18 protein-coding genes are annotated in these 22,804 nt (G+C 42.9%); 2 read left to right on the top strand and 16 right to left on the bottom strand.

All coding sequences use genetic code 11. The features are described 5' to 3' along the window. Nucleotides 1-8: 8 nt before the first annotated feature. The 14 genes from upp to ndhC form a co-directional block, all read right to left on the bottom strand. Nucleotides 9-644: a uracil phosphoribosyltransferase gene (gene upp / locus FTT94_RS03155; RefSeq protein ID WP_078191094.1), complete on the bottom strand. Its 636-nt coding sequence runs from the start codon at nucleotides 642-644 to the stop codon at nucleotides 9-11. Nucleotides 645-770: 126 nt separating this feature from the next. Further along, nucleotides 771-2,315, bottom strand: a complete 1,545-nt coding sequence (nuoN, locus tag FTT94_RS03160; protein ID WP_078191095.1) for an NADH-quinone oxidoreductase subunit NuoN — start codon at nucleotides 2,313-2,315, stop codon at nucleotides 771-773. A gap of 3 nt (nucleotides 2,316-2,318) precedes the next feature. Then, the gene (gene nuoM, locus FTT94_RS03165) at nucleotides 2,319-3,932 is read right to left on the bottom strand and encodes an NADH-quinone oxidoreductase subunit M (protein ID WP_078192291.1); all 1,614 of its coding nucleotides are present in this window, start codon (nucleotides 3,930-3,932) and stop codon (nucleotides 2,319-2,321) included. Nucleotide 3,933: 1 nt separating this feature from the next. Beyond that, on the bottom strand, nucleotides 3,934-5,823 hold the full coding sequence (gene nuoL / locus FTT94_RS03170) for an NADH-quinone oxidoreductase subunit L (protein WP_180059312.1): 1,890 nt from the start codon (nucleotides 5,821-5,823) through the stop codon (nucleotides 3,934-3,936). Beyond that, nucleotides 5,820-6,128, bottom strand: a complete 309-nt coding sequence (gene nuoK, locus FTT94_RS03175; protein ID WP_067665227.1) for an NADH-quinone oxidoreductase subunit NuoK — start codon at nucleotides 6,126-6,128, stop codon at nucleotides 5,820-5,822. The genes nuoL and nuoK overlap by 4 nt, the downstream gene beginning before the upstream one ends. Next, nucleotides 6,128-6,646: an NADH-quinone oxidoreductase subunit J gene (gene nuoJ, locus FTT94_RS03180; protein WP_171262661.1), complete on the bottom strand. Its 519-nt coding sequence runs from the start codon at nucleotides 6,644-6,646 to the stop codon at nucleotides 6,128-6,130. Before nuoJ ends, nuoK begins: the two co-directional genes overlap by 1 nt. Continuing rightward, the gene (nuoI, locus tag FTT94_RS03185; RefSeq protein WP_078191099.1) at nucleotides 6,646-7,188 is read right to left on the bottom strand and encodes an NADH-quinone oxidoreductase subunit NuoI; all 543 of its coding nucleotides are present in this window, start codon (nucleotides 7,186-7,188) and stop codon (nucleotides 6,646-6,648) included. The genes nuoJ and nuoI overlap by 1 nt, the downstream gene beginning before the upstream one ends. A gap of 18 nt (nucleotides 7,189-7,206) precedes the next feature. Next, nucleotides 7,207-8,223 carry an NADH-quinone oxidoreductase subunit NuoH gene (gene nuoH / locus FTT94_RS03190; RefSeq protein ID WP_078191100.1) on the bottom strand — a complete coding sequence of 339 codons (1,017 nt, stop codon included), beginning with the start codon at nucleotides 8,221-8,223 and terminating at the stop codon, nucleotides 7,207-7,209. Between the two features lie 3 nt (nucleotides 8,224-8,226). Then, nucleotides 8,227-10,905 (bottom strand): NADH-quinone oxidoreductase subunit NuoG, encoded by a 2,679-nt coding sequence (nuoG, locus tag FTT94_RS03195; protein WP_180170219.1) that lies wholly within the window; start codon nucleotides 10,903-10,905, stop codon nucleotides 8,227-8,229. An 11-nt stretch (nucleotides 10,906-10,916) separates the two neighbouring features. After that, the gene (nuoF, locus tag FTT94_RS03200; RefSeq protein WP_168378564.1) at nucleotides 10,917-12,248 is read right to left on the bottom strand and encodes an NADH-quinone oxidoreductase subunit NuoF; all 1,332 of its coding nucleotides are present in this window, start codon (nucleotides 12,246-12,248) and stop codon (nucleotides 10,917-10,919) included. After that, entirely contained in the window at nucleotides 12,245-12,754 is a 510-nt protein-coding gene (nuoE, locus tag FTT94_RS03205; protein WP_078191103.1) for an NADH-quinone oxidoreductase subunit NuoE, read from the bottom strand. The genes nuoF and nuoE overlap by 4 nt, the downstream gene beginning before the upstream one ends. A 14-nt stretch (nucleotides 12,755-12,768) precedes the next feature. Next, complete coding sequence (gene nuoC / locus FTT94_RS03210) at nucleotides 12,769-14,556, bottom strand: NADH-quinone oxidoreductase subunit C/D (RefSeq protein ID WP_078191104.1); 1,788 nt, start codon at nucleotides 14,554-14,556, stop codon at nucleotides 12,769-12,771. An 87-nt stretch (nucleotides 14,557-14,643) separates the two neighbouring features. Further along, complete coding sequence (locus tag FTT94_RS03215) at nucleotides 14,644-15,321, bottom strand: NADH-quinone oxidoreductase subunit B family protein (protein ID WP_078191105.1); 678 nt, start codon at nucleotides 15,319-15,321, stop codon at nucleotides 14,644-14,646. Between the two features lie 6 nt (nucleotides 15,322-15,327). Then, the gene (gene ndhC, locus FTT94_RS03220; protein ID WP_078191106.1) at nucleotides 15,328-15,876 is read right to left on the bottom strand and encodes an NADH-quinone oxidoreductase subunit A; all 549 of its coding nucleotides are present in this window, start codon (nucleotides 15,874-15,876) and stop codon (nucleotides 15,328-15,330) included. A 567-nt stretch (nucleotides 15,877-16,443) separates the two neighbouring features. On the opposite strand from ndhC, the gene FTT94_RS03225 reads away from it, so the two are divergent. Next, on the top strand, nucleotides 16,444-16,800 hold the full coding sequence (locus FTT94_RS03225) for a hypothetical protein (RefSeq protein WP_078191107.1): 357 nt from the start codon (nucleotides 16,444-16,446) through the stop codon (nucleotides 16,798-16,800). 94 nt (nucleotides 16,801-16,894) lie between these two features. Here FTT94_RS03225 and bfmS read toward each other — a convergent pair whose 3' ends face one another. Further along, complete coding sequence (gene bfmS / locus FTT94_RS03230) at nucleotides 16,895-18,556, bottom strand: sensor histidine kinase BfmS (protein ID WP_180159911.1); 1,662 nt, start codon at nucleotides 18,554-18,556, stop codon at nucleotides 16,895-16,897. A 44-nt stretch (nucleotides 18,557-18,600) separates the two neighbouring features. Further along, the gene (gene bfmR, locus FTT94_RS03235; RefSeq protein WP_067764711.1) at nucleotides 18,601-19,317 is read right to left on the bottom strand and encodes a response regulator transcription factor BfmR; all 717 of its coding nucleotides are present in this window, start codon (nucleotides 19,315-19,317) and stop codon (nucleotides 18,601-18,603) included. A 588-nt stretch (nucleotides 19,318-19,905) separates the two neighbouring features. On the opposite strand from bfmR, the gene FTT94_RS03240 reads away from it, so the two are divergent. Further along, nucleotides 19,906-22,737: a ribonucleoside-diphosphate reductase subunit alpha gene (locus tag FTT94_RS03240; protein ID WP_168378562.1), complete on the top strand. Its 2,832-nt coding sequence runs from the start codon at nucleotides 19,906-19,908 to the stop codon at nucleotides 22,735-22,737. Nucleotides 22,738-22,804 lie beyond the last annotated feature (67 nt).

The following is a 22,804-nucleotide window of genomic DNA, read 5'->3' on the forward strand; positions in this document are numbered from 1 at the left end:
TGCAAAAATTAGTCTTTTTGAACTGAACCGAAAATTTTATCGCCTGCATCGCCAAGACCAGGAACGATATAACCGTTTTCATTTAAACCTTGGTCTACAGATGCTGTGTAAATCGTTACGTCCGGATGAGCTTCATTTACACGTTTAATGCCTTCTGGAGCTGCAACAAGCACCATGACACGAATATCTTTACAACCACTGGCTTTTAGAACGTCAATAGCAGCAACGAGCGATGAACCCGTTGCAAGCATTGGGTCAATAATCATCGCTAAACGGTTTTGTACGTCTGGTACTAATTTTTTGTAGTAAGTACGCGCTTCTAAAGTTTCTTCATCACGCTCTAAACCCAATACAGATACTTTCGCACTTGGAATCAGGTTTAAGAAACCATCCAACATACCAATACCTGCACGTAAAATCGGTACGACTGTTATTTTTTTACCGGCAATACGATCTACAGTTACTTTACCATTCCAACCATCAATTTCATGATCGACCATTGGTAAATCTTTCGTTGCTTCATAAGTCAGAAGCATTGTCACTTCTTGAGCAAGCTCACGGAAGTTTTTAGTACTAATATCTGCACGACGAAGTAAGCCGAGTTTATGTCGAATAAGCGGATGACGGATTTCATGGATAGCCACGGGAGAACACCTAAAAGGTTAAGATAAAATTTCGACCATTATAAAGCTATTTAACAAATGATAAAAATAAAAAAGCCCCCTTTACAGGAGGCTTTTTTGTAATAAGCAAATTAATTACTTAATTCATTAGTTAAAACCACTTTGAATTAAGCTAAAAATGAACTGTTGTAATTCAGGTGAGATTGCAAAGTATGCCACTTGAGATACTGCAATGATTGGATCTGGATATACACCGATCAACAACACAAGTGCAGCTGCGCCAAGCACCATAATACCACCCACTTTTTGACCCCAATGATCAACAGCGTCGATACGTGGGTTTTCTGGTGGAGTCATGTACATCACAATCATCACACGTAGGTAGTAGTACAAACCGATACCTGAACCAAGGATCACCATTGCAGCTAAGAACCATGAACCACCAGCAACTGCTGTTTTGATCACAAGGAACTTACCAATAAAGCCAGCTGTTAATGGGATACCTGCAAGAGATAACATCATGACAGTGAGTGTTGCAGTCAACACTGGACGACGCCAGAACAAACCACGGTACTCAGCAAGACTACCTGCTTCGTCTTTGTTGTTGTAAGGGCTAGACATCAGTGTCACAACACCGAACGCACCAATCGTTGTTAATACATAAGTAATCACATAAACGTTGACGCTGCTGAATGTTGCAAAGCCTTGTACTTGAACAAAGTCAGTATTACGTGCACTGACAATCGCAACAAGTAAGTAACCAAAGTGAGCGATTGAAGAGTATGCAAGGATACGTTTCAAGTTCACTTGACGTACTGCTAGTAAGTTACCCGCAAGGATAGACAATACTGCAATGATGGTCACGATCGTGATGAAGCTGTCAGAAAGGATTAAGCCAGAAGCCAAGAAGTAACGAACGAATAGACCGATCATTGCCACTTTAGCCACAGTCGCTAAGAATGTCGCGATTGGCGCTGGCGCACCTGCATACACGTCTGGTGTCCATTTGTGGAATGGCGCAAGAGACAATTTAAATGCAACAGCAAAAACAATCAGTGCAAGACCAAGGACTACACCCGGTTGGCTGAATGTTGTGAACATTTTGCCTGGTTCAGCAACGAATGCCATTGTACCTGTGTACGCATATACATAAGCCATACCCATCAACAACATCGCAGAAGCAGTTGCTGAAAGCACCAAGTATTTCACACCCGCTTCAAGCGACTGTGAACGTTGGTGTGTATAAGCCAATAGGCCGTATACAGGAATCGACATTAACTCAAGACTGATAAAGAATGACGCATAGTGAGAACTTGCAACCATTAACAATGCACCTGTTACAGAGCACAGCATCAAGATATAAAGTTCTTCACGGTTATCTTTATAGGTTTCGATATACGCATGTGACAATGTGCAGCAAGCAAGTGCTGCAATCAAAATCACGAATTGGTACAACATCGTAAATGGATCTACGATGAACAAATTCATTACGTTTGCAGGTGCATACTGCCCTGCAACGAAAACAAAAATAATATAAAAGGCTGCAAGGTTCAGACCGATAACGGAAGTCGTTGCAACTAAATTGTGGTTACGCTTGATTGCAATTAGCAACATCACGACGATCGCAGTTAAAGCCACGATCATCACAGGAGCTAATGGCATAAGCTCAGAAAATGACATTGTGAAGTCCATGGCTTATTGCATCTCCACATTTTCAGGTTGTACAGCAATCTGCTGCACAACATCAACGACTTCTTGAACTGGGATATAGCTATTTGCAATCCACGCCATGCTTGAATTTGAAATATCAAGGAAGCTTTGTGGGAATAGACCAAGCCATACTAGACCAAGAGCACAGATTAAAAGAATCACAACTTCACGCGCATTTAAGTCTTTCAACGGATTTGCGTAATGCTGTTTTTGTTCTTCGTTTGGTGTACCAAACAACGCTTTGTGGATCAGGATTAAACCGTAAAGACCGGCAAATACTAAGCTTACTGCAGCAAGGATTGTATACACAGGGAACTTGTCATAAGAACCCATCAAGATCAGGAATTCACCGATGAAGTTACCTAGACCCGGAATACCTACAAGTGCCGCAACAAAGAACATTAAGAAGAATGAAAGGTATTGGAACTGACCACGAATACCGCCCATCAAACGCATGTCACGTGTATGCAGACGTTCGTAAACCTGACCACACATAATGAACAATGCAGCAGAAGATAGACCGTGAGCCAGCATCATAATCATCAAGCCTTGGAATGTCAGGATGTTACCTGCATACAAGGCAAGAAGTACGAAGCCCATGTGCGAAATAGATGTGTACGCAAGCAGACGTTTCATGTCTGTTTGTTGGAATGCACACCATGCACCGTAGAAAATACCGATTAGACCAAGAATGATCGCGATGTCAGCAAACTGAGCAGATGCTACTGGGAAGAATGGTATTACGAAACGTAAAAGACCATAAGCCGCAGTTTTAATCAAGATACCTGCAAGGTCGACAGAACCCGCTGTAGGTGCTTGCGCATGTGCATCTGGTAACCAGCCGTGTAATGGGAAAACTGGAAGTTTTACCGCAAAACCAATGAACATACAGATCATGAATGCATAGGCAAGTGCTGGAGCTTTCGCCTCAACAGTGTGTGCAACACTCATCAAGAAGTCATAGTTAAAGCTGATTTGACCGTGAAGTTGGAAGCCAACAACCACTAGACCCAAGATACCGATCAACATGATCAGACCCGCAACCTGAGTATAGATAAAGAATTTAGTTGCAGCGTAAACGCGTGACTTACCTTCTGCCCCTTTATGACCCCAAAGTGCGATCAAGAAGTAGATTGGTACCAGCATCATCTCCCAGAAGAAGAAGAATAGGAACATGTCAATCGCTAAGAATACACCGATCACACCACCTAAAGACCACAGTAGGTTTAAGTGGAAGAAACCAACGTTCTTTTGAATCTCACCCCATGAACAGCCGACCGCAAGTACACCCAGTAATGCAGTTAAACCTACCATAAGCAGTGAAAGACCATCCACCGCAAGGTGAATGTTAATCCCTAAAGTGGTAATCCACGGTAGGTTAAATTGAGCGGCCCACTGTGGAGCTTGTGTACCCAACTCGTAGTTATAAGTACCGCTTTGCCATAAAACGACGGTTAACACCAACGTTAATAGCATACCAATTAAGGCAATATAGCGTGGTAAGTGCTTGTCGAGTTTATCGACAAGCCAGCATACAAAACCTGCAATGAACGGAATAAGGATCAGAGCGGGTAGAATTAAATTGTTTGGAGTTTCCATTTTATTTCCCCACGACCTGAATCACGACCAGGATCAATAGTAATGCAAACGTACCGAATGCCATACTAGATGCGTATTCACGCAATGAACCTGTTTGACGTGAACTTGTAAAGCTATTACCGCCTTTAACAAGTGCAGGCAATACAAGCCATAAGCCGTCAATTGGATCACGACCAAAGATTTTAGCCAGTAGCAAATAAGGCTTAACGAAAACAATGTTATACAAAGCATCGAAACCAAGTGCATTACGACAGATATTTGCAAGACCCGCGCCCAGTGAAGTTTTCGCGAACGATTTCACTGCACCATAAGCAAATGCAAATAAAACAACACCGACTACAAGACCTGCAAGTGCAATACCAACAGCTGTGTATTCAGCGCTATGCATACCATGTTCTAGCGCTTCTGGAATATTAAACGCTGGGATTTGTGCAGCATTTAAAATATTCGTTACTGGTGCTTTTAATACATAAGCTAAACCAGTTGAAAGCACTGCAAGAATCGCCAATGGCCCCCAGTAAGTAACACCTTTGATTTCATGGTAAGGCGTGTTTTCTTTACCAAAGAATACAACCCAAATAAGACGGAATGTATAAATTGAAGTTAAGAACGCACCTGCTACACCAGTCCAGTACAAGCAGTCATAAACTGCTATTGCTTGACCTTTCACCCATACCGCACCAAGAATCGCATCTTTCGAGAAGAAGCCGATCGTGATGAATGGAATCGCAGCCAATGCACCGCCACCAATCGCGAAACAAGCAAACAAGAATTTGTTTTTGTGGAATAGACCACCCATCTTGAAGATGTTTTGTTCATGATGGTAAGCCAAAATCACTGCACCAGAAGACAAGAATAATAATGCCTTGAAGAATGCGTGAGTCAGCATGTGGAATAGACCAGCTTGGTAAGCTTCAGCACCTACAGCCATAAACATATAACCCAACTGACTCATAGTTGAGTAAGCAAGAATACGTTTGATGTCTGTTTGTACCAATGCAGCAAAGCCTGCTACCAACAATGTCACTGCACCCGTGATTGAGATGAACATCATCACTTCTGGCGCTTGTTCAAATACGCTGAACATACGGCTACATAGGTAAACACCCGCTGTTACCATTGTTGCTGCGTGGATCAATGCAGATACTGGTGTAGGACCAGCCATCGCATCAGCCAACCATGTTTGTAATGGGATCTGGGCAGATTTACCTGCAGCACCCAAGAACAACATCAATGCAGTCCAAATCGCAATTGAAGAACTCTGAGCCAAAACTGTTGGCGCAGCAGCTACAACTTCTGCAATGTTTAAAGTGCCGAATTGTTGGTAGATCAAGAACAATGCGATCAGTAAGAATACGTCACCCACACGTGTCACAGTGAATGCTTTAATTGCAGCAAAACCGTTTGCAGGTGTTTGGTAGTAGTAACCAATCAATAGGTATGAACATAGACCTACACCTTCCCAACCTAGGAATAACAACGCTAAGTTGTCACCCAACACTAAAAGCAGCATGCTTGCCACGAATAGGTTGAAGTATGAGAAGAAACGTGCAAAGTCTTCTTCGCCACGCATGTACCACGTTGCAAAGATGTGAATTAAGAAACCCACACCTGTGATCATGCCCATCATCAATAATGATAAGCCATCTAAATGAAGCGTGAAGCCCGGTGCTAAGTTACCTGCACTGAACCAAGTCCAAAGATGCTGAGTTGTTGCAACTGAACCATTATTAACAAAGTCGATACCGGCAATTAATGCAAATAAAGCTGAAAGACCAACTGAACCTGCACCAATAATTGCAGCAACTGATTCAGGAAGGTTTTTACGACCTGCCGCCAACAGGATAAAACCAATTAGCGGGAAAAGTACTGTTAAATATAAATAACTCATCCGCGCATCTCACTAGCAGCATCCACATCCAGATGATGGAAGCGATGATAGAACTGAAGGACGATCGCAAGACCGATACACGCCTCTGCTGCAGCAAGCGTTAAGATCAAGATAAACATCACTTGACCATCTGGCTGTGCCCATGCGCTTCCTGCCAAAACGAACGCTAATGCAGCAGCGTTCATCATGATTTCAAGGCTCATTAAAATAAATAGTAGGTTGCGTCGAACCATCACACCGTAAAAACCCAGTGCAAAAAGAATGGTTGCAACGATCAAACCATGTTCTAAAGGGATGTTGCCCATTATTCTTTGTCCTCTTCTGCACCTGGCTCACGTTTGCCAAGATGGAATGCAGCGACAAGTGCGCCAAGCAATAACATCGCAGCAACTTCAACCAGCAATAAGTACTGAGTAAAGAGTGAAGTACCCACTTCTTTCGGACCGACAACTTGAGCACCCATGACAGTGCCAGCAGTTGTATAGTCTGACTTCAACATCCAAACAAGGATTAGACCCATCAGGAAGCTCATCAACGCAGGATATGCCCACGCTGAAGAAGTCAGCCATTTGCTTTCTTGTTCAACTGTATTTTGACCAAGATTTAGCATCATCACGACGAATACGAATAGCACCATGATTGCGCCAGCGTAAACGATAATTTCAAGCGCACCGGCAAACGGCGCACCCACGATCATGAAGATACCTGCAACTGCAAGTAAAGAGATAATCAAGCTTAATAAAGCGTGTACTGGGTTCGTGTTAGTTACAACACGAACGGTAGAGACGATGGCCACAAGCGCCATCAAATAAAATGGCCACATCATGGTAATAGACTCCGTACATCAACTGGTGTGCTTTCGCGTTGAGCCTGACCTTTATCTTTACCAGCAACAGCCATACCTGTTACGCGGTAGAAGTTATAGTCTGGGTATTTACCAGGACCTGAGATAAGAAGGTTTTCTTTCTCATAAACTAAGTCCTGACGAACATACTCACCTAACTCAAAGTCAGGTGTCATTTGAATCGCAGTCGTAGGACATGCTTCTTCACACATACCGCAGAAAATACAACGTGAGAAGTTGATACGGAAAAATTCCGGATACCAACGGCCATCTTCTTTTTCAGCTTTTTGTAGTGAAATACAGCCGACTGGACATGCAACCGCACAAAGGTTACATGCTACACAGCGCTCTTCGCCATCAGGGTCACGCGTTAACACGATACGACCACGGAAACGTGGTGGTACGATGTCTTCCGCTTTAACCTCTGGATATAAAATGGTGTCACGTTTACGTGTCGCGTGTGAGAATACCATCCACAACGAACGTACAATTGACCCAAATCCAGCTAGAAATTTAAACATTTTATTCTCCCTGCTGTCTTAGGCCTGATTCATCAGAATCACAGCACCAGTTACCAGAAGGTTAACCAACGCCAATGGCAAGCAAATTTTCCAACCAAAGTTCATGACTTGGTCATAACGTGGACGCATTAAAGAACCACGAGCCAAGACAAACATCATTACAAAGAATGCTGTTTTAATAATGAACCAGAATGCAGCTGGAATGAATGGAATATCTAGGTTGAAAGGCGCTAACCAACCACCGAAGAATAAAGTCACGATTAATGCAGAGATCAGTACTACGTTGACGTATTCCGCAACGAAGAACATACCCCATTTCATACCGCCGTATTCGACATGGTAACCTTCCGCCAATTCTTGTTCTGCTTCTGGTTGGTCAAATGGATGACGGTGAGTTACCGCAACACCCGCAACCACGAAGATCAAGAAACCTAAGAACTGAGGAATAACAAACCAAACATCACGTTGAGCTTCAACAATTTCACGCATGTTGAATGAGCCTGCAATCGCAACCACACCCATCAATGAAATACCCAAGAACACTTCATAAGAAATGGTTTGAGCAGCAGAACGTAAACCACCAAGTAATGCGTATTTGTTATTTGATGACCAACCACCGAACAATACTGCGTATACCGCAATACCAGCCATTGCCATAAAGAACAATAGACCGATACTCATGTCTGAAACACCTAGATAAGGTGAAACAGGAATAACCATGAACGATAGCACTGCAGTTGCCATCGCAACTGCTGGAGCCATACGGAAAGTCAATTTGTCAGCAAATTTTGGTGTCCAGTCTTCTTTGAACATGATTTTCAGCATGTCGGCAACAATCTGGAACATACCGCCCGGACCTACACGGTTCGGACCGTAACGGTCTTGCCACAAGCCGAGTAAACGACGTTCAATAAAAGACATCAACGCAGCGATCAATACCACAACCAGTAAGATCACAATTGCTTGAAGAACTGAATAGGCGATTGGCCAGTTTTCAGCCCACAGCGGCGTTTGACGGATTAATTCTTGTTCCATGAATTACACTCCTACCGCGACTGAAACAGGTTCTGCAAGCGATACTGTAGGTGCTAGACCCACTGGGTAACCGATATAACCTGTAGGTAAGTATTCAATCACTTGAACTGGAAGGACGATTTCAGCATCCCCTGCTTTCACAGCGATACGTTGACCATCTTGAACATTTAAGCGTGCTGCATCTTGTTCACCCACAGCAAACATTGCTTCAGGAATACGTGATTCCATCGCAGGTGTTTTCACTGTAAATTCACCAGAAGCGAAGATGTGATGCATCGGTACAAGACGGAAGCTTTCACCATTAACCGCAACAGGTGCAGGTGCAACGAATGTACGTGCTGGACGTTTCGCTAAACGATCGAATAAACGAACGCCTGCATCACCACCTTTTAAGTGACCACCCACGTTGTCTTGGAATTTGTTCCAAGCTTGTGGTGAGTTCCAACCTGCAGACCAAGCAAATGGTACAAGTGAAGCTGGAGTTTGGTTACCTACATAACCTTCCATAGAGAACGTCAACGCAGAGTCTTTATCGACTGGTTGTTTTGGTTCATGAATAGAAAGTGGTGCGCGCATCGCAGTACGACCTGAGTAACGACGTGGTTCACGTGCCACTTTCAGACCATGTACACGGAAGCCAGCATCTGGTGCTACATCTTGAATTGCTTCAAGTGCAGGAACGTTTTTCGCTACTGACTCAATCACGTCATCAAGAACTGTCCAAGAAATCGCTTTGCCTTTCACGCCAGTTTCAATGGCATGTAACCAGCGCCAAGATTCTTTGATCGCAAGTTCTGGTTTGTAGTAGCTTGGGTCATACACTTGGTAGAAACGTTGTGCACGGCCTTCTTGAGAGACAACTGTACCATCACCTTCAGCAAATGAAGCAGCAGAAAGTACGATGTTGGCTTTTTTCACAGTTTCAGTTTCAGAATGATCAAGTACGATCACTTCTTTACCAGAAAGTGCAGCATTCACCTGCGCGGCTGGTAAGCGACGATAAAGGTCATTTTCCACCACGATCACGGTATCGTAATCTTGTGCGAATGCTTGTTCTAAGCTTTGACCACCAAAGATCGCTAAGCCCATTGAGTTCACTTCAGGAACAGTCAATGTTAAGCCCGCATTACCAAGGTTCTGTGCAACTTGTGCAGCAGCCTCCATGATTGATGCGTCTTGTAAGCTTGTACCAGAGATGATTAATGGTTTTTTCGCAGCTTTTAAAGTGTCAGCAATCGTTTGTGCAAATGCTTTTGCATCGTCATCCAAACCTAAGATCACTTCACCTTTCACAGCAGCAGCGACCGCAAAACCTAAACGTGCAATGTCGTTAGGTGATGCAACAACTTCACCCGTTGCAACATCAGCTAAACGTGTTTGAGTTGCAGCAAGGATGTAAATCGGAGATTTCGCATCTTGAGCAATACGTTGTACAGGCTCAGCCAACCACTCTTGCGTACGGCGCTCTGCAGCCATTTCTTTGGCTTTATTTTTCGCAGCTTGGCGAACAGATAGAGCCATACGTGGTGCAGTTTGAGTTAAGTCTTCACCCAAAATCAACACAGCATCGTAGCTTTCGATTTCACGCATACCTGGGTTATAAACACCTTCGGTTTGCATAATAGAAGCTGCAAGTTCAACAAGTTTTTGCTCTTTTTGAGACGTACCCGTTGAGAAGTTGTCTTGACCTACAAGTTCGCGAAGCGCGAAGTTTGATTCAAGTGATGCACGTGGTGAACCGATACCCAATACTTTTTTGCCTTGGATATTTTCAATTACGGTATCCAATGCTTGGTCTACAGAAACTGTAGTTACATTTGCACCAGAACGGAATTGTGGTTGACGTGGACGATCTTCACGGTTCACATAACCTGTACCGAAACGACCTTTATCGCAAAGGAAGTATTGGTTCACGTCACCGTTAAAGCGGTTTTCTACACGACGTAGTTCGCCATAACGTTCACCTGGAGAGATGTTACAACCTGAAGAACAGCCTTGGCATACGCTTGGCGCATACTGCATGTCCCATTTACGGTTATAGCGTTCAGAGTGAGTTTTATCTGTGAATACACCTGTTGGGCACACTTCAGTCAAGTTACCAGAGAATTCAGATTCTAAAGTACCTGATTCTGGACGACCAAAGTAAACACGCGAAGCGTTTGCATACACACCAAAGTCTGTACCACCTGCATAATCTTTGTAGTAACGCACACAACGGTAGCACGCAATACAACGGTTCATTTCATGAGAAATGAAAGAGCCTAGCTCTTGGTTGTAATGCGTACGTTTTGTGAAGCGGTAACGACGACGGTCATGCTGAGTCATTACAGTCATATCTTGTAAATGACAATGACCACCCTCTTCACAGACTGGGCAGTCGTGTGGGTGGTTGGTCATCAAGAATTCAACAACAGAAGCACGGAAATTTTTTGCTTCGTCATCTTCAATCGAGATGTAGGTATTGTCAGATGCAGGCGTCATACATGACATAACTAAACGACCGCGAGTATCTTCAGGATTCGCGTATTGAGTCACAGCACATTGACGGCAAGAACCGACAGAACCTAAGGATGGATGCCAACAAAAGTATGGGATGTCGATGCCAAGGCTAAGACATGCTTGTAGCAAGTTCTCTGAGCCGTTGACTTCATACGATTTTCCATCGACATGAATTGTAGCCATAGTCGAATTCCTTAAGCTTGTTCTACGTTGCTAGTTTGAGCTGCCGCATTTACGACTTTAGCTTCAAACTCGCCACGGAAATGTTTGAGTGCGCCCATTAACGGTTCCATCGCACCTGGAGCATGCGCACAGAAAGTTTTACCAATCCAAAGCTTACGAGTAAGTTCTTGTAAGTGATCGATATCTTCTTTCTTACCTGTGCCATCTTCCAAGGCTTTAAGCGCTTTAACCGCCCAAGGTAAACCATCACGGCATGGTGTACACCAACCACATGATTCACGCGCAAAGAATTCTTCTAGGTTACGGGTTGCTGAAACCATACACTGAGTTTCATCAACCACCATGAGCAAACACGTACCTAAACGTGAACCTGCTTTCATGATGCTTTCAGCATCCATAGGAAGGTCAATGTGTTCAGCAGCAAGGAAGTCTGTAGAAGCACCACCCGGTAACCATGCTTTGAGTTTTAAACCATCACGCATACCACCAGCATGATCTTCAATCACTTCACGCGCAGTTGTACCAAATGGAAGTTCCCAAAGACCTGGGAAAGTCACCTTACCTGATGCACCGTAGATTTTAGTACCTGGATCTTTCGACTTACCTTCTGATAAACCGATATACCATTCAGGGCCACGAAGCATAATTGCGGGTAAGTTGTTGTAAGTCTCTACGTTGTTAACAATCGTAGGACGACCCCAAGCACCTGCAACTTGTGGGAATGGCGGTTTAGTACGAGGGTTCGCACGGCGACCTTCAAGCGAGTTAATCAATGCAGTTTCTTCACCACAGATATAACGACCCGCACCGGTATGCACGTGTAACTCAAAGTTCCAACCTGTACCTAGGATGTTTTCACCCAAGTAGCCTTTGGCACGAATTTGGTCCAATGCTTCATTTAAGTATTGAGCCGCTTCAATGTATTCACCACGGATGAAGATATAACCTTGTGTTGCTTCTAATGTATAAGCAGCAATCAACATACCTTCAATCAACTGATGAGGAAGTTTTTCCATCAACAGACGGTCTTTAAAGGTACCTGGTTCCATTTCATCGGCATTACAGATGAGGTAACGAGGACCTGAGTTATCATTTGGTGCCATAAGCGACCATTTGATCCCTGCTGGGAAGCCCGCACCACCACGACCTTTTACAGTCGCAGCTTTGATCACTTCAAGCACTTCTTTCGGTTGCATGCCAACAGCTTTCTTAAAGCCGGCATAACCTTCAAGTGCTTCGTAATCATCTGCACTGCGAACGTGTTCCTGTTTGCTCAAACGCCAAGTTAATGGGTGAGTTTCTGGGTTACCGTCGCCATAAATTGGTTTTGGTTCAGTATTCATACATACTTCTCCAATAACTGTTTAATTGAAGTCACTTCAACTAAACCGTGAGTGTCTTCGTCAATCATTAACGTCGGACCTTTGTCACAGTTACCTAGGCAGCAAATTGGCAATAAAGTAAAGCGACCATCTGCAGTCGTTTGACCAAATGAAATGCCTAATTCACGCTGGAATGCTTCTGCCAGTGTTTCTGCACCCATCAAGAAACAAGCAATCGAGTCACATAATAAAATTACGTGGCGACCAACTGGTTGACGGTAAATACGGTTATAGAAAGTAGCAACACCTTCTAAGTCTGCAAGGCTCATGCTAAGCAATTGAGCAATAGCATTCATCTGTGCATCATCTACCCAGCCATTACGGCGTTGTACACACTTCAGCGCATCAAGACATGCTGCGCGTGGGTACGGATAGTGACCAATGTGATGTTCGATATCGTGGATTTCTTCCGCAGTTAAAATCCCTTCAACGTTCACACGTGGTTTTTTGTCAGTCAAAATCATCATAATGCGATTACCCCTTAGCGATCCACGTCAGCCATTACGACGTCAATTGTCGCTAAATAAATGATTAAGTCAGACATTAAGCTGCCGTTAATCACAGAAGGCATTTGCTGTAAGTGCGTGAAGGTTGGTGTACGGATACGTGTACGGTAACTCATCGTTGACTTGTCTGAAGTCAAGTAGTAGTTCGACGCACCTTTTACCACTTCCGCCATTACAGAGCTTTCGCCTGCTGGCATTACAGGACCCCATGACACGCTCAAGAAGTGCGTAATCAATGTTTCGATGTCTTGTAAAGTTTTATCTTTTGGTGGTGGAACAGCCAATGGATGGTCTGCTTTGTATGCACCAGAAGGCATGTTGTCTAAACATTGTTTGATGATTTTCAGTGATTCTTCAATTTCACGGAAGTGAACAAGAACACGTGCATAAGCATCGCCTTCGTACTCTAAAGGCACATCGAAGTCGTAGTTTTCGTAGCCGCTATAAGGACGGTATTTACGAACGTCGAAATCAATACCTGTAGCACGTAGACCTGTACCTGTTACACCCCAAGCCAATGCTGATTTTGCATCATACTGAGCAACATTACGGGTACGACCGATAAACACTGAGTTTTTCAGTGCCGCAGTGTAGTACTCGTTCATACGCTTCGGCATCCAATCTAGGATTTCGCGAATGAGGTGCTGCCAGTTGTTTGGCAAGTCGTGCGCTGTACCACCGATACGGAACCATGCTGGGTGCATACGGTAACCCGTGATCGCTTCGATCGCGTCATAGATTTTTTGACGGTCAGCGAACATATAGAATACTGGGGTCATACCGCCGGCATCCTGAATCGCAGTACCAATGAACAATAAGTGGTTATTGATACGGAACAATTCAGACATCATGACACGGATACATTGTGCACGATCAGGAACCGTAATCCCTGCCATTTGCTCTACGCCAAGAACGTAAGGCATGTTTTGCGCACAACCACCTAAGTAGTCAACACGGTCTGTATACGGAATGAATGAGTGCCATGTTTGACGCTCAGCCATTTTTTCCACACCACGGTGGTGATAGCCAATGTCAGGTACACAGTCTTTCACTTCTTCACCGTCCAACTGCAAGATCACACGGAAGGCACCGTGCGCAGATGGATGGTTAGGACCCAAGTTTAGGAACATGAAGTCTTCATCATCGTTCCCACGCTTCATACCCCAATCTTCAGGTACGAAACGAAGATGTTCTTGTTCGTAATCCTGTTTCGCTTGGTTTTGGCGATAAGGCGTGTATTCAGTCGCACGCGCAGAATATTCTTTACGTAACGGGTGACCTTCCCAATATGTTGGCAACAAGATACGACGGAGCATTGGATGCCCTTCGAAGTTGATACCGAACATGTCGTAAGCTTCACGTTCGTACCAGTTGGCATTAGGCCAAATATTCGTTGCCGTTGGAATGTTTACATCATTCTCAGCTAATGCAACCTTGATACGAATATCACTGTTACGCTCTAACGATAACAAGTGATAGAACACAGTGAAGTCAGATGCAGGCAGACCATCGCGGTGTGTACGTAAACGCTCATCAACCGCAGACAAGTCAAACAGCATCACGTATGGACGTGACACCGTACGCAAGAACATTAAAACTTCTTGTACACGTGCGCGCTCAACCCAGACTGTTGGAAAGTCTTCAAAAGTCGTTTGCACGTAGAAGTTCTCACCAAATTTGGTTTTGAGCTCTTCTACAATTGCAAATGCAGGGCGGGAATCAACTGGAGTTGATTCTGGCATAGCAATGTCAGTTTCAGCCATTGGCTTGGCTTCCTATTTAATACAAATTCAGTCAATCAAAACGACAATTACACCCAGTCCGGGTGTATCAATATTTCGTCGCAGTGATTATTTAATTTCATCCATTGAGCGTAAGTTTTTCACTGCAATACGCTGTGCGTTCTTACGGTCACGTTCTGGCATCATCTTTGGCTTATACACTGGCTTAAGATCATCACCAATCACGGCCGATAAAGGACGGCGCTCAAGTTGAATCTGGTCTTGCAATAACATCAATGCCTGAATTAAAGCTTCAGGACGTGGTGGGCAACCCGGGATATACACATCGACAGGGATGATTTTATCCACACCTTGTACAACTGAATAAATGTCGTACATACCACCAGAGTTTGCACATGCGCCCATTGAGATTACCCATTTAGGCTCAAGCATTTGCTCGTACAAACGTTGAATTACAGGCGCCATTTTCATGAAGCATGTACCTGCAACAATCATCAAGTCAGCCTGACGTGGTGAAGCACGAATAACCTCGGCACCGAAACGTGACAAGTCATGCACGCCTGTTAAAGTCGTTGCATACTCTACGTAGCAGCAAGATGTACCAAAGTTAAACGGCCAAACTGAGTTTTTACGACCCCAGTTTACTGCTGTATGTGCAACATCCTCTAAACGAGTCATGAACACATTTTTATTCACTTCTTCTTCAAGCGGATCGGTAACGATTTGACGCTCTTGAAGTGGATATTGATCAGCATCCGGATTCGCACGGGTTAATGTATATTTCATCCCGTCTTACTCCTTGTCAGATGATGCAGTCGGTGACTTAGATTTCACACGACCAGATGATTGCGCTGGAATTTGACCTGTAGGGTCCATAACCAACTCTTCAATAGAGTTAAAGCGTGTGATTTCTGCGATGTCCATATTTGGTGAACCAATTTTCAACGCTTTACCTGCAGCTTTACGCTTATCAGAAGGCGCCCAATCTAATGCACCTACTTTTACCGCGTAAATTAAAGCAATCAATAAATCGACCACAAAAATAACCACGGTAGTAAAACCAAACCAGCCTGCTTCACGAACAGAAGTAGACCATGCATATAGATAAAGTGCTTCGATATCAAACACGACGAAGAAAATTGCAACTAAATAGAATTTCGCAGACAAGCGAATACGTGCACCACCAGCACCTACTACACCTGACTCAAACTGCTCTTGCTTAGCACGACCCCATGATTTACCCCCAAGGAGTAAAGGGACGGTCAGCATAAAGACGCAAAGGAATGTAACGCCGATCACGAAGGCAATAATTGCCCAATCGTATGGAGTAATGGCACTCATGCGGGGATAACTCCTGGCAGGCCTATTTATTAACAAAGAATGTATGTATTGGCCTTCAAATACACCAAACACAAAATTAATCCCGCCAATTGTACCTGATTGAGGAGGCTTCTTGCTAGCTTATCGGTATTCGTCTTTAGGATGATTTTTTAATCATTTCAGCATTTAAATTGGGTTTACTCCCTTAAAATTAGGATTAATCGCTTAATTAGATTAGATTGCATTTTTTTATTAATTATTACATTTATGTGATTTTATCAGAAAATTATGACTGTTCAGTTTCATCAACAAACCCTTCATTTCTCAGCATACACGTTCAAATTGGCGTATTTTTATCAACTGTGTCATTTATTAAATAAATACTCCCCCACCTCAACTTTGTTGTTTGTTTATTCACTTCTTTTGCTTTTGATCTTTTCTTCAAATGAAAAGCCAGCTGTATTGGCTCTATGTAAAAAGACATTTTTTTAGCTTCTTGTGGCTTTTTTGCAATTCTTTGACACGACCTATAAAGAGTGTGATATTTGTAGTTAAAACACAAAAAGCAATCACAACGGAGAGACAATAATGACTTTAGAATTTACGCATAAACCTGATTATTTTCTATCTGCGCAATTGGTGATTCACCATATTAAAAACTACTTAGATAAGCATCCTGATGCTCAAAATGCCATTTTTGATTTACGTGATATCTATGAGTTATTACGTCAAGATTTAGCTTCTGCAACCACCAACCTTAACGGGATTATGAATATTGCAGATGAATATAAACTTGAAACCCTAAACGGCGACCAAAAACTCATTAGCAATTATTCTATCGATGCAAAAAACAACTCTTTACTCATCGATTTCAATACAGATGCCCTTTCTGCTCTGAAAAATGGCAAACCCATTATTGAACCTGATGCAACGATTACCGAATAAGTAAAAACCTGATATAAAAAAGCCATTCAAATTGAATGGCTTTTTTATATGTATCAATTCGCTAAATGCAGCTGAGCTAGATTTCTTAGCTCGCTTAGCTGTCATTGGCACTAAGCTCTTTACCATCTAGCTTCGGTTTATTTTTCTTAAAACGTGTCGCAGGCCATGTCATGGTAAAACGCGCCCCACCTAAAGTTGGACTTTCATCAATACCAACTGTTCCACCAAACCAGTAAGCAATACGGCTGACAATCGATAAACCTAAACCATAGCCCCCTGAAGCACGGGTACGACTATCATCTAAGCGTGCAAAGGCATCAAAAATACGCTTACGATCCTCTTCCGGAATACCAGGGCCATCATCTTCAACACAGATATAGGCCATGCCTTCATCATTCACACCACCACTGATCAGCACTTTATCATCACAATAACGCACTGCGTTGCCCACTAAGTTTTGTACAACGCGATGTAAATAGCGACGCTCGGTTTCCACAATCACTCCAATTGGTGGTGCTTGCAATTCCAAAGTTTTCCCAGTCTTTAAGGCTTCGGTTTCAATCAAGACCTGATCTAAAACTTCAAACAAGCTGACATCTTCAAACTCTAAAGATGGCATGCCTTGTTCGAGCTTGGCATAAGTCATGATTTCATCAATTAAGGTATTGAGGGCTTCGATATCTTTGTCGATTTGTTCAACTTGCTGCTGACGGTAGTCATAGTCATCTTCATCCGCCATCATTTCTACACCAAAGCGAATCCGCGCCACAGGTGTTCGCAGCTCATGCGATACCGCGCGCATCAACTCACGCTGTGCTTCAATTAAACGTTCAATATGATCTGACATTGAGTTATAGCTCGATGCCAAGGTACCAAATTCATCGGTACTTTCGACAGGCAGACGTACAGATAAGTCCCCGCCCTTCATTTTATTTAACGCATAATTTACAGCACGCAGCTTACGTTGCATCGGCACCAATAGACCATAAACACCCAAGCTCAAGACAAACAAGCTCAGTAGCGTAATACCGGCTGCCAACTGAAAAGGCATCCAATTGAATAGCGGTACCGGCCCCATAACCAAGACTTCTGAAGTTGAGCTTGGAATTGGCGATACGATCGAAATAGTTGTACCGCGTTCCGTCGCACTGTCACGATACAAAATAATACTGTGATCTAAACGTAGCCGGCCGATTTGCTCAGAATCTAAAGGTAAACTCTGAACATTTTGAATTGAAATTGGATATGAAAAATGATGCTGAATTTTTTCAAGATATTGTTTTTCTTGACCTGGGTAATAAACCAAATAATCCAGTATAAAGACAGGCAACGCCTTCATTTGGCGTTCTGAAATATTATCAGCTTTTATATACAGTAGATGTGCAGGATCATCTTTTAAACCAATAATAATATAAGCTGCTGTGGTTTGTGCGTCCCAACGCACTACAGCTTTACGCTCTTCTATACGTTTTGTTTCCGCTCGGGTTAAATCAACCTGATTAGCTTTTACATAATAAATAGGCAACTCAAGTAGATCAGATGCATCTGACACCCAATCTGACTTTTGTTGTTCATTTGGCTGACGTGCAATACCTTCACTTATAATGAAAGCCAAACCGTCAGTAAGCGATTCACGATATTCTTGCGCGCGCTGGTAGTTTATGATTTGCACCAGCAAATAGCCAAATGTAGCGACTAAAAAGACTAAAATCAGTAGCCCCGCATAAACGCGCAAAAATATACTGTGTTTAAACACGTAAAAGTGTCCTACTTTGCCAAACTAAGGGACGGTATTTTACATTAAATGCCGTTGGTTTCTTTTACGAATAAATAACCTTTACTACGTACGGTCTTAATGCGTTTCGGGTTTTCTGGATCATCACCAATTTTTGGACGAATTCGCGAGATACGCACGTCAATTGAACGGTCTTGACCATCGTATTCAATACCACGCAGACGCTCAAAAATATCTTCACGAGAAAGAATGCGACCCGCATTAGATGCCAACAACCATAAAAGGTCATATTCTGCACTGGTAAAGTCAACCAACTCATTATTGAGTGTGACAGAACGACCACCATTATCAATTACAAGATCATCAAATTCGATGCGCTGTGCAACTTCATCTTCTGGTGCTTTGTCTGTACGACGTAATAATGCACGAATACGCGCAAGTAAAACGCGAGGTTGAACAGGTTTTGCAACATAATCATCTGCACCCATTTCTAGACCCAACACTTGGTCCATGTCTTCGGTACGTGCAGTCAACATTAAAATTGGTTGATGGTAGTGTGGACGAACTTCACGACAAATGGTTAAACCATCGGCACCCGGAAGCATCACGTCGAGTAATACCATATCTGGTTGTTCAGCGATAATACGGCGAATCGCACGATTACCGTCTGGTTCTACCCCAACTTCAAGTCCGTTACGGATTAAGTATTCTTGAGTTAAACGAGCAAGACGCTCATCGTCTTCAACAATTAAAATTTTAGGTAACTTTTCTTCTTGGCTCATTGATTGCCCCTTATTTGATTGGGCGTATCCTATTTGAAATCCGATAGATACGCTTAAACATAGTTTGCAATATACACACGTTTACATTGTAAACAAGATGGCATTCACCAAACTGATACATCAATATCGTATTTTGTAATAAATTTTAACCTGCTACATTTTTGCAGCTGTATTTACCAATCATTTCCATGCCCTATTGCTCACAATACCAACAATTATAAATTTGGATACATTTTCATCGAATAAAAACTGACTGATTAATTCACAACTTTTTAGGCTTTCTGAAGTTATCCACAATGTTATCTATAAGCACTCTTTTTCGACTTTGCTATGCTATGCCCTTGTCGGATAAGGCATATATAACAAAGATAAAAAATAGGGATTTTTTGAGATGGATTTCTGCCAGAAAAGTTCAAAGCATTTAGTAAAATGTCAATATTGATATACCCTGAATTTTCCCGTATCTTGTGTTCAATAAATTTTTAAACCACTAGGTCTTGTGTTTAAACCTCAAACACTGTGGCATAAAAATTGCCCAGTTCAAACGGTCCTAACATAAAAATAGATGACAAATGGAGCTATGCTAGCATGAGCGTAACGAATTCAACCCCTGGTCAAATTCAGGTGATTAAACGCACCGGTGACGTTGCACCTTTTGATGCAGAAAAAATCTCTGTGGCGATTGGTAAAGCGTTCTTGGCCGTTGAAGGCCAGCAAAGCGCTGACTCCAGCCGTATTCATGACCGTATCTCTCAATTAACTGAGATGGTATTGAATACCTTTAACCGTCGCTTACCTTCTGGCGGTACCATTCATATTGAAGAAATTCAGGATCAGGTTGAACTTGCGCTTATGCGTACAGGTGAGCAAAAAGTTGCTCGCTCTTACGTGATTTACCGCGAACAACGTGCCGAAGCTCGTAAACAAACTGGTGCTCACCACCACCCTACTTTACAAGTGACAGGTTCAAACGGTCAGCTTAAACCGCTTGATCTTGGCGCACTTGAGGCAAATATTGTTAAAGCAGCTGAAGGTTTAGAAGGTATCGATGTTCGAGCGATTATCGATGAGACTGTAAAAAACCTTTATAACGGCGTAAAAGAGTCAGACATCTCAACGACCATGATGATGGCTACTCGTACACGTATCGAACAAGAACCAAACTATACATATGTGACTGCGCGTTTATTGCGTAACGACCTTGTTGCTACAGGGTTAGAGTTCTTAGGTTTAGATACTGACACGAATGAAGGCGATGCTTTAGAAACTTTCTTGAAGAAAGGTATCGAGCTTGATCTTCTTTCTCCAGAATTACTTAACTTTGACTTGGCAAAATTGGCTGCTGCGATTCAACCAGAACGCTCAAACCAATTTACTTATTTAGGTCTACAAACCTTATTTGACCGTTACTTCATCCACTCAGATGGTGTACGTTTCGAATTACCACAATTATTCTTCATGCGTGTTTCAATGGGTCTTTCATTGAACGAAGCAAACCGTGAAGAACGTGCAATCGAATTCTATAACTTATTGTCTAGCTTCGATTACATGGCGTCTACGCCTACTCTATTTAACTCTGGTACTTTACGTCCACAGTTATCTAGCTGTTACTTAACAACGATTTCAGATGACCTTTACAACATTTATGGCGCAATGCGTGATAACGCAATGTTGTCTAAATGGGCGGGTGGTTTAGGTAATGACTGGACACCAGTTCGTGCGCTTAACTCGTACATCAAAGGTACAAATGGTAAGTCACAAGGTGTTGTACCGTTCCTTAAAGTTGCCAACGATACTGCTGTTGCAGTCAACCAAGGTGGTAAACGTAAAGGTGCAGTATGTGCATACCTTGAAACTTGGCACCTGGACATCGAAGAATTCCTAGAACTTCGTAAGAACACAGGTGATGACCGTCGTCGTACCCATGACATGAACACAGCGAACTGGGTTCCTGACTTGTTTATGCAACGTGTATTCGAAGATGCTGAATGGACTCTGTTCACACCATCTGAAACACCTGATTTGCATGACCTAACAGGTGCAGAATTTGCTGAACGCTATGCTTACTACGAAGGCATTGCGAAAGAAACCAACATGCTACATAAGAAAGTCCGTGCGAAAGACTTATGGCGCAAAATGTTGTCTATGTTGTTTGAAACTGGTCACCCTTGGATCACATTCAAAGACGTATGTAACTTACGTTCACCACAACAACACGTTGGTGTAGTTCACTCTTCTAACTTGTGTACAGAAATTACGCTGAACACTAACGAAGATGAAATCGCAGTATGTAACTTAGGTTCAATCAACCTTGTACAACACGTTCAAGGTGGTGTGTTAGATCGTGAAAAGCTTGCTCGTACAGTTAAAACTGCTGTTCGTATGCTCGACAACGTGATTGACATCAACTACTACGCTGTTCCACAAGCTCGTAACTCGAACTTGAAACACCGTCCAGTGGGTATGGGTATCATGGGCTTCCAAGATGCTTTATATGAAATGAAATTGGCTTATGGTTCTGATGCTGCGGTTGAGTTCGCTGATGAATCGATGGAAGTGATTTCTTACTACGCAATTCAAACATCTAGCGACTTGGCACTTGAACGTGGTACTTACGAGACATTTAAAGGTTCACTTTGGGATCAAGGTATCTTGCCAATTGACTCTTTAGATATCGTACAAAAAGCTCGTCCTGACCGTATGTTCGAAGTTGACCGTACAACACGTTTGGACTGGGATACTTTACGTACTAAAGTTCAAAAAGACGGTATGCGTAACTCAAACGTGATGGCGATTGCACCGACTGCAACCATTTCGAACATTTGTGGCGTATCACAGTCAATCGAACCAACTTTCCAAAACTTGTATGTGAAATCTAACCTTTCTGGTGAATTCACAGTGATCAACCCGTACCTAGTACGTGCGTTAAAAGATCGCGGTCTTTGGGATTCTGTAATGGTCAACGACCTGAAACACTTCGAAGGTTCGGTTCAAAAAATTGCACGTATTCCTGAAGAGCTTAAAGCAATCTTCGCGACTGCGTTCGAAGTTGAGCCACGTTGGATTGTTGATGCTGCATCACGTCGTCAAAAATGGATCGACCAAGCTCAGTCTCTTAACCTTTACATCTCTGGTGCAAACGGTAAGAAACTTGATATGACGTACAAAATGGCATGGTTACGTGGTCTAAAAACCACTTACTACCTACGTGCATTGGGTGCGACTTCTGCTGAGAAATCAACCATTAACACTGGTGCATTGAACGCGGTTAAGCCTGCTACAGTTGCAGCACCTGTAACTGCTGTTGCGAAAGAAGAACCTAAAGCTGAAGTTGCTGCTGAAGAAGAAGGTTTTGGTCAAGCAGCTCCAGTGCCAATGGCATGTTCAATTGACAACCCTGATTGTGAAGCTTGTCAATAATTAACTAAAGGTATCGAAATCAGAAATTAGGCTACTCACGTGGCCTCTCTGAAAATCTCTATAACGT

Origin of the sequence: Acinetobacter sp. YH12027, from assembly GCF_013420085.1 — a bacterium.
In the GTDB taxonomy this organism is placed as follows: domain Bacteria; phylum Pseudomonadota; class Gammaproteobacteria; order Pseudomonadales; family Moraxellaceae; genus Acinetobacter; species Acinetobacter amyesii.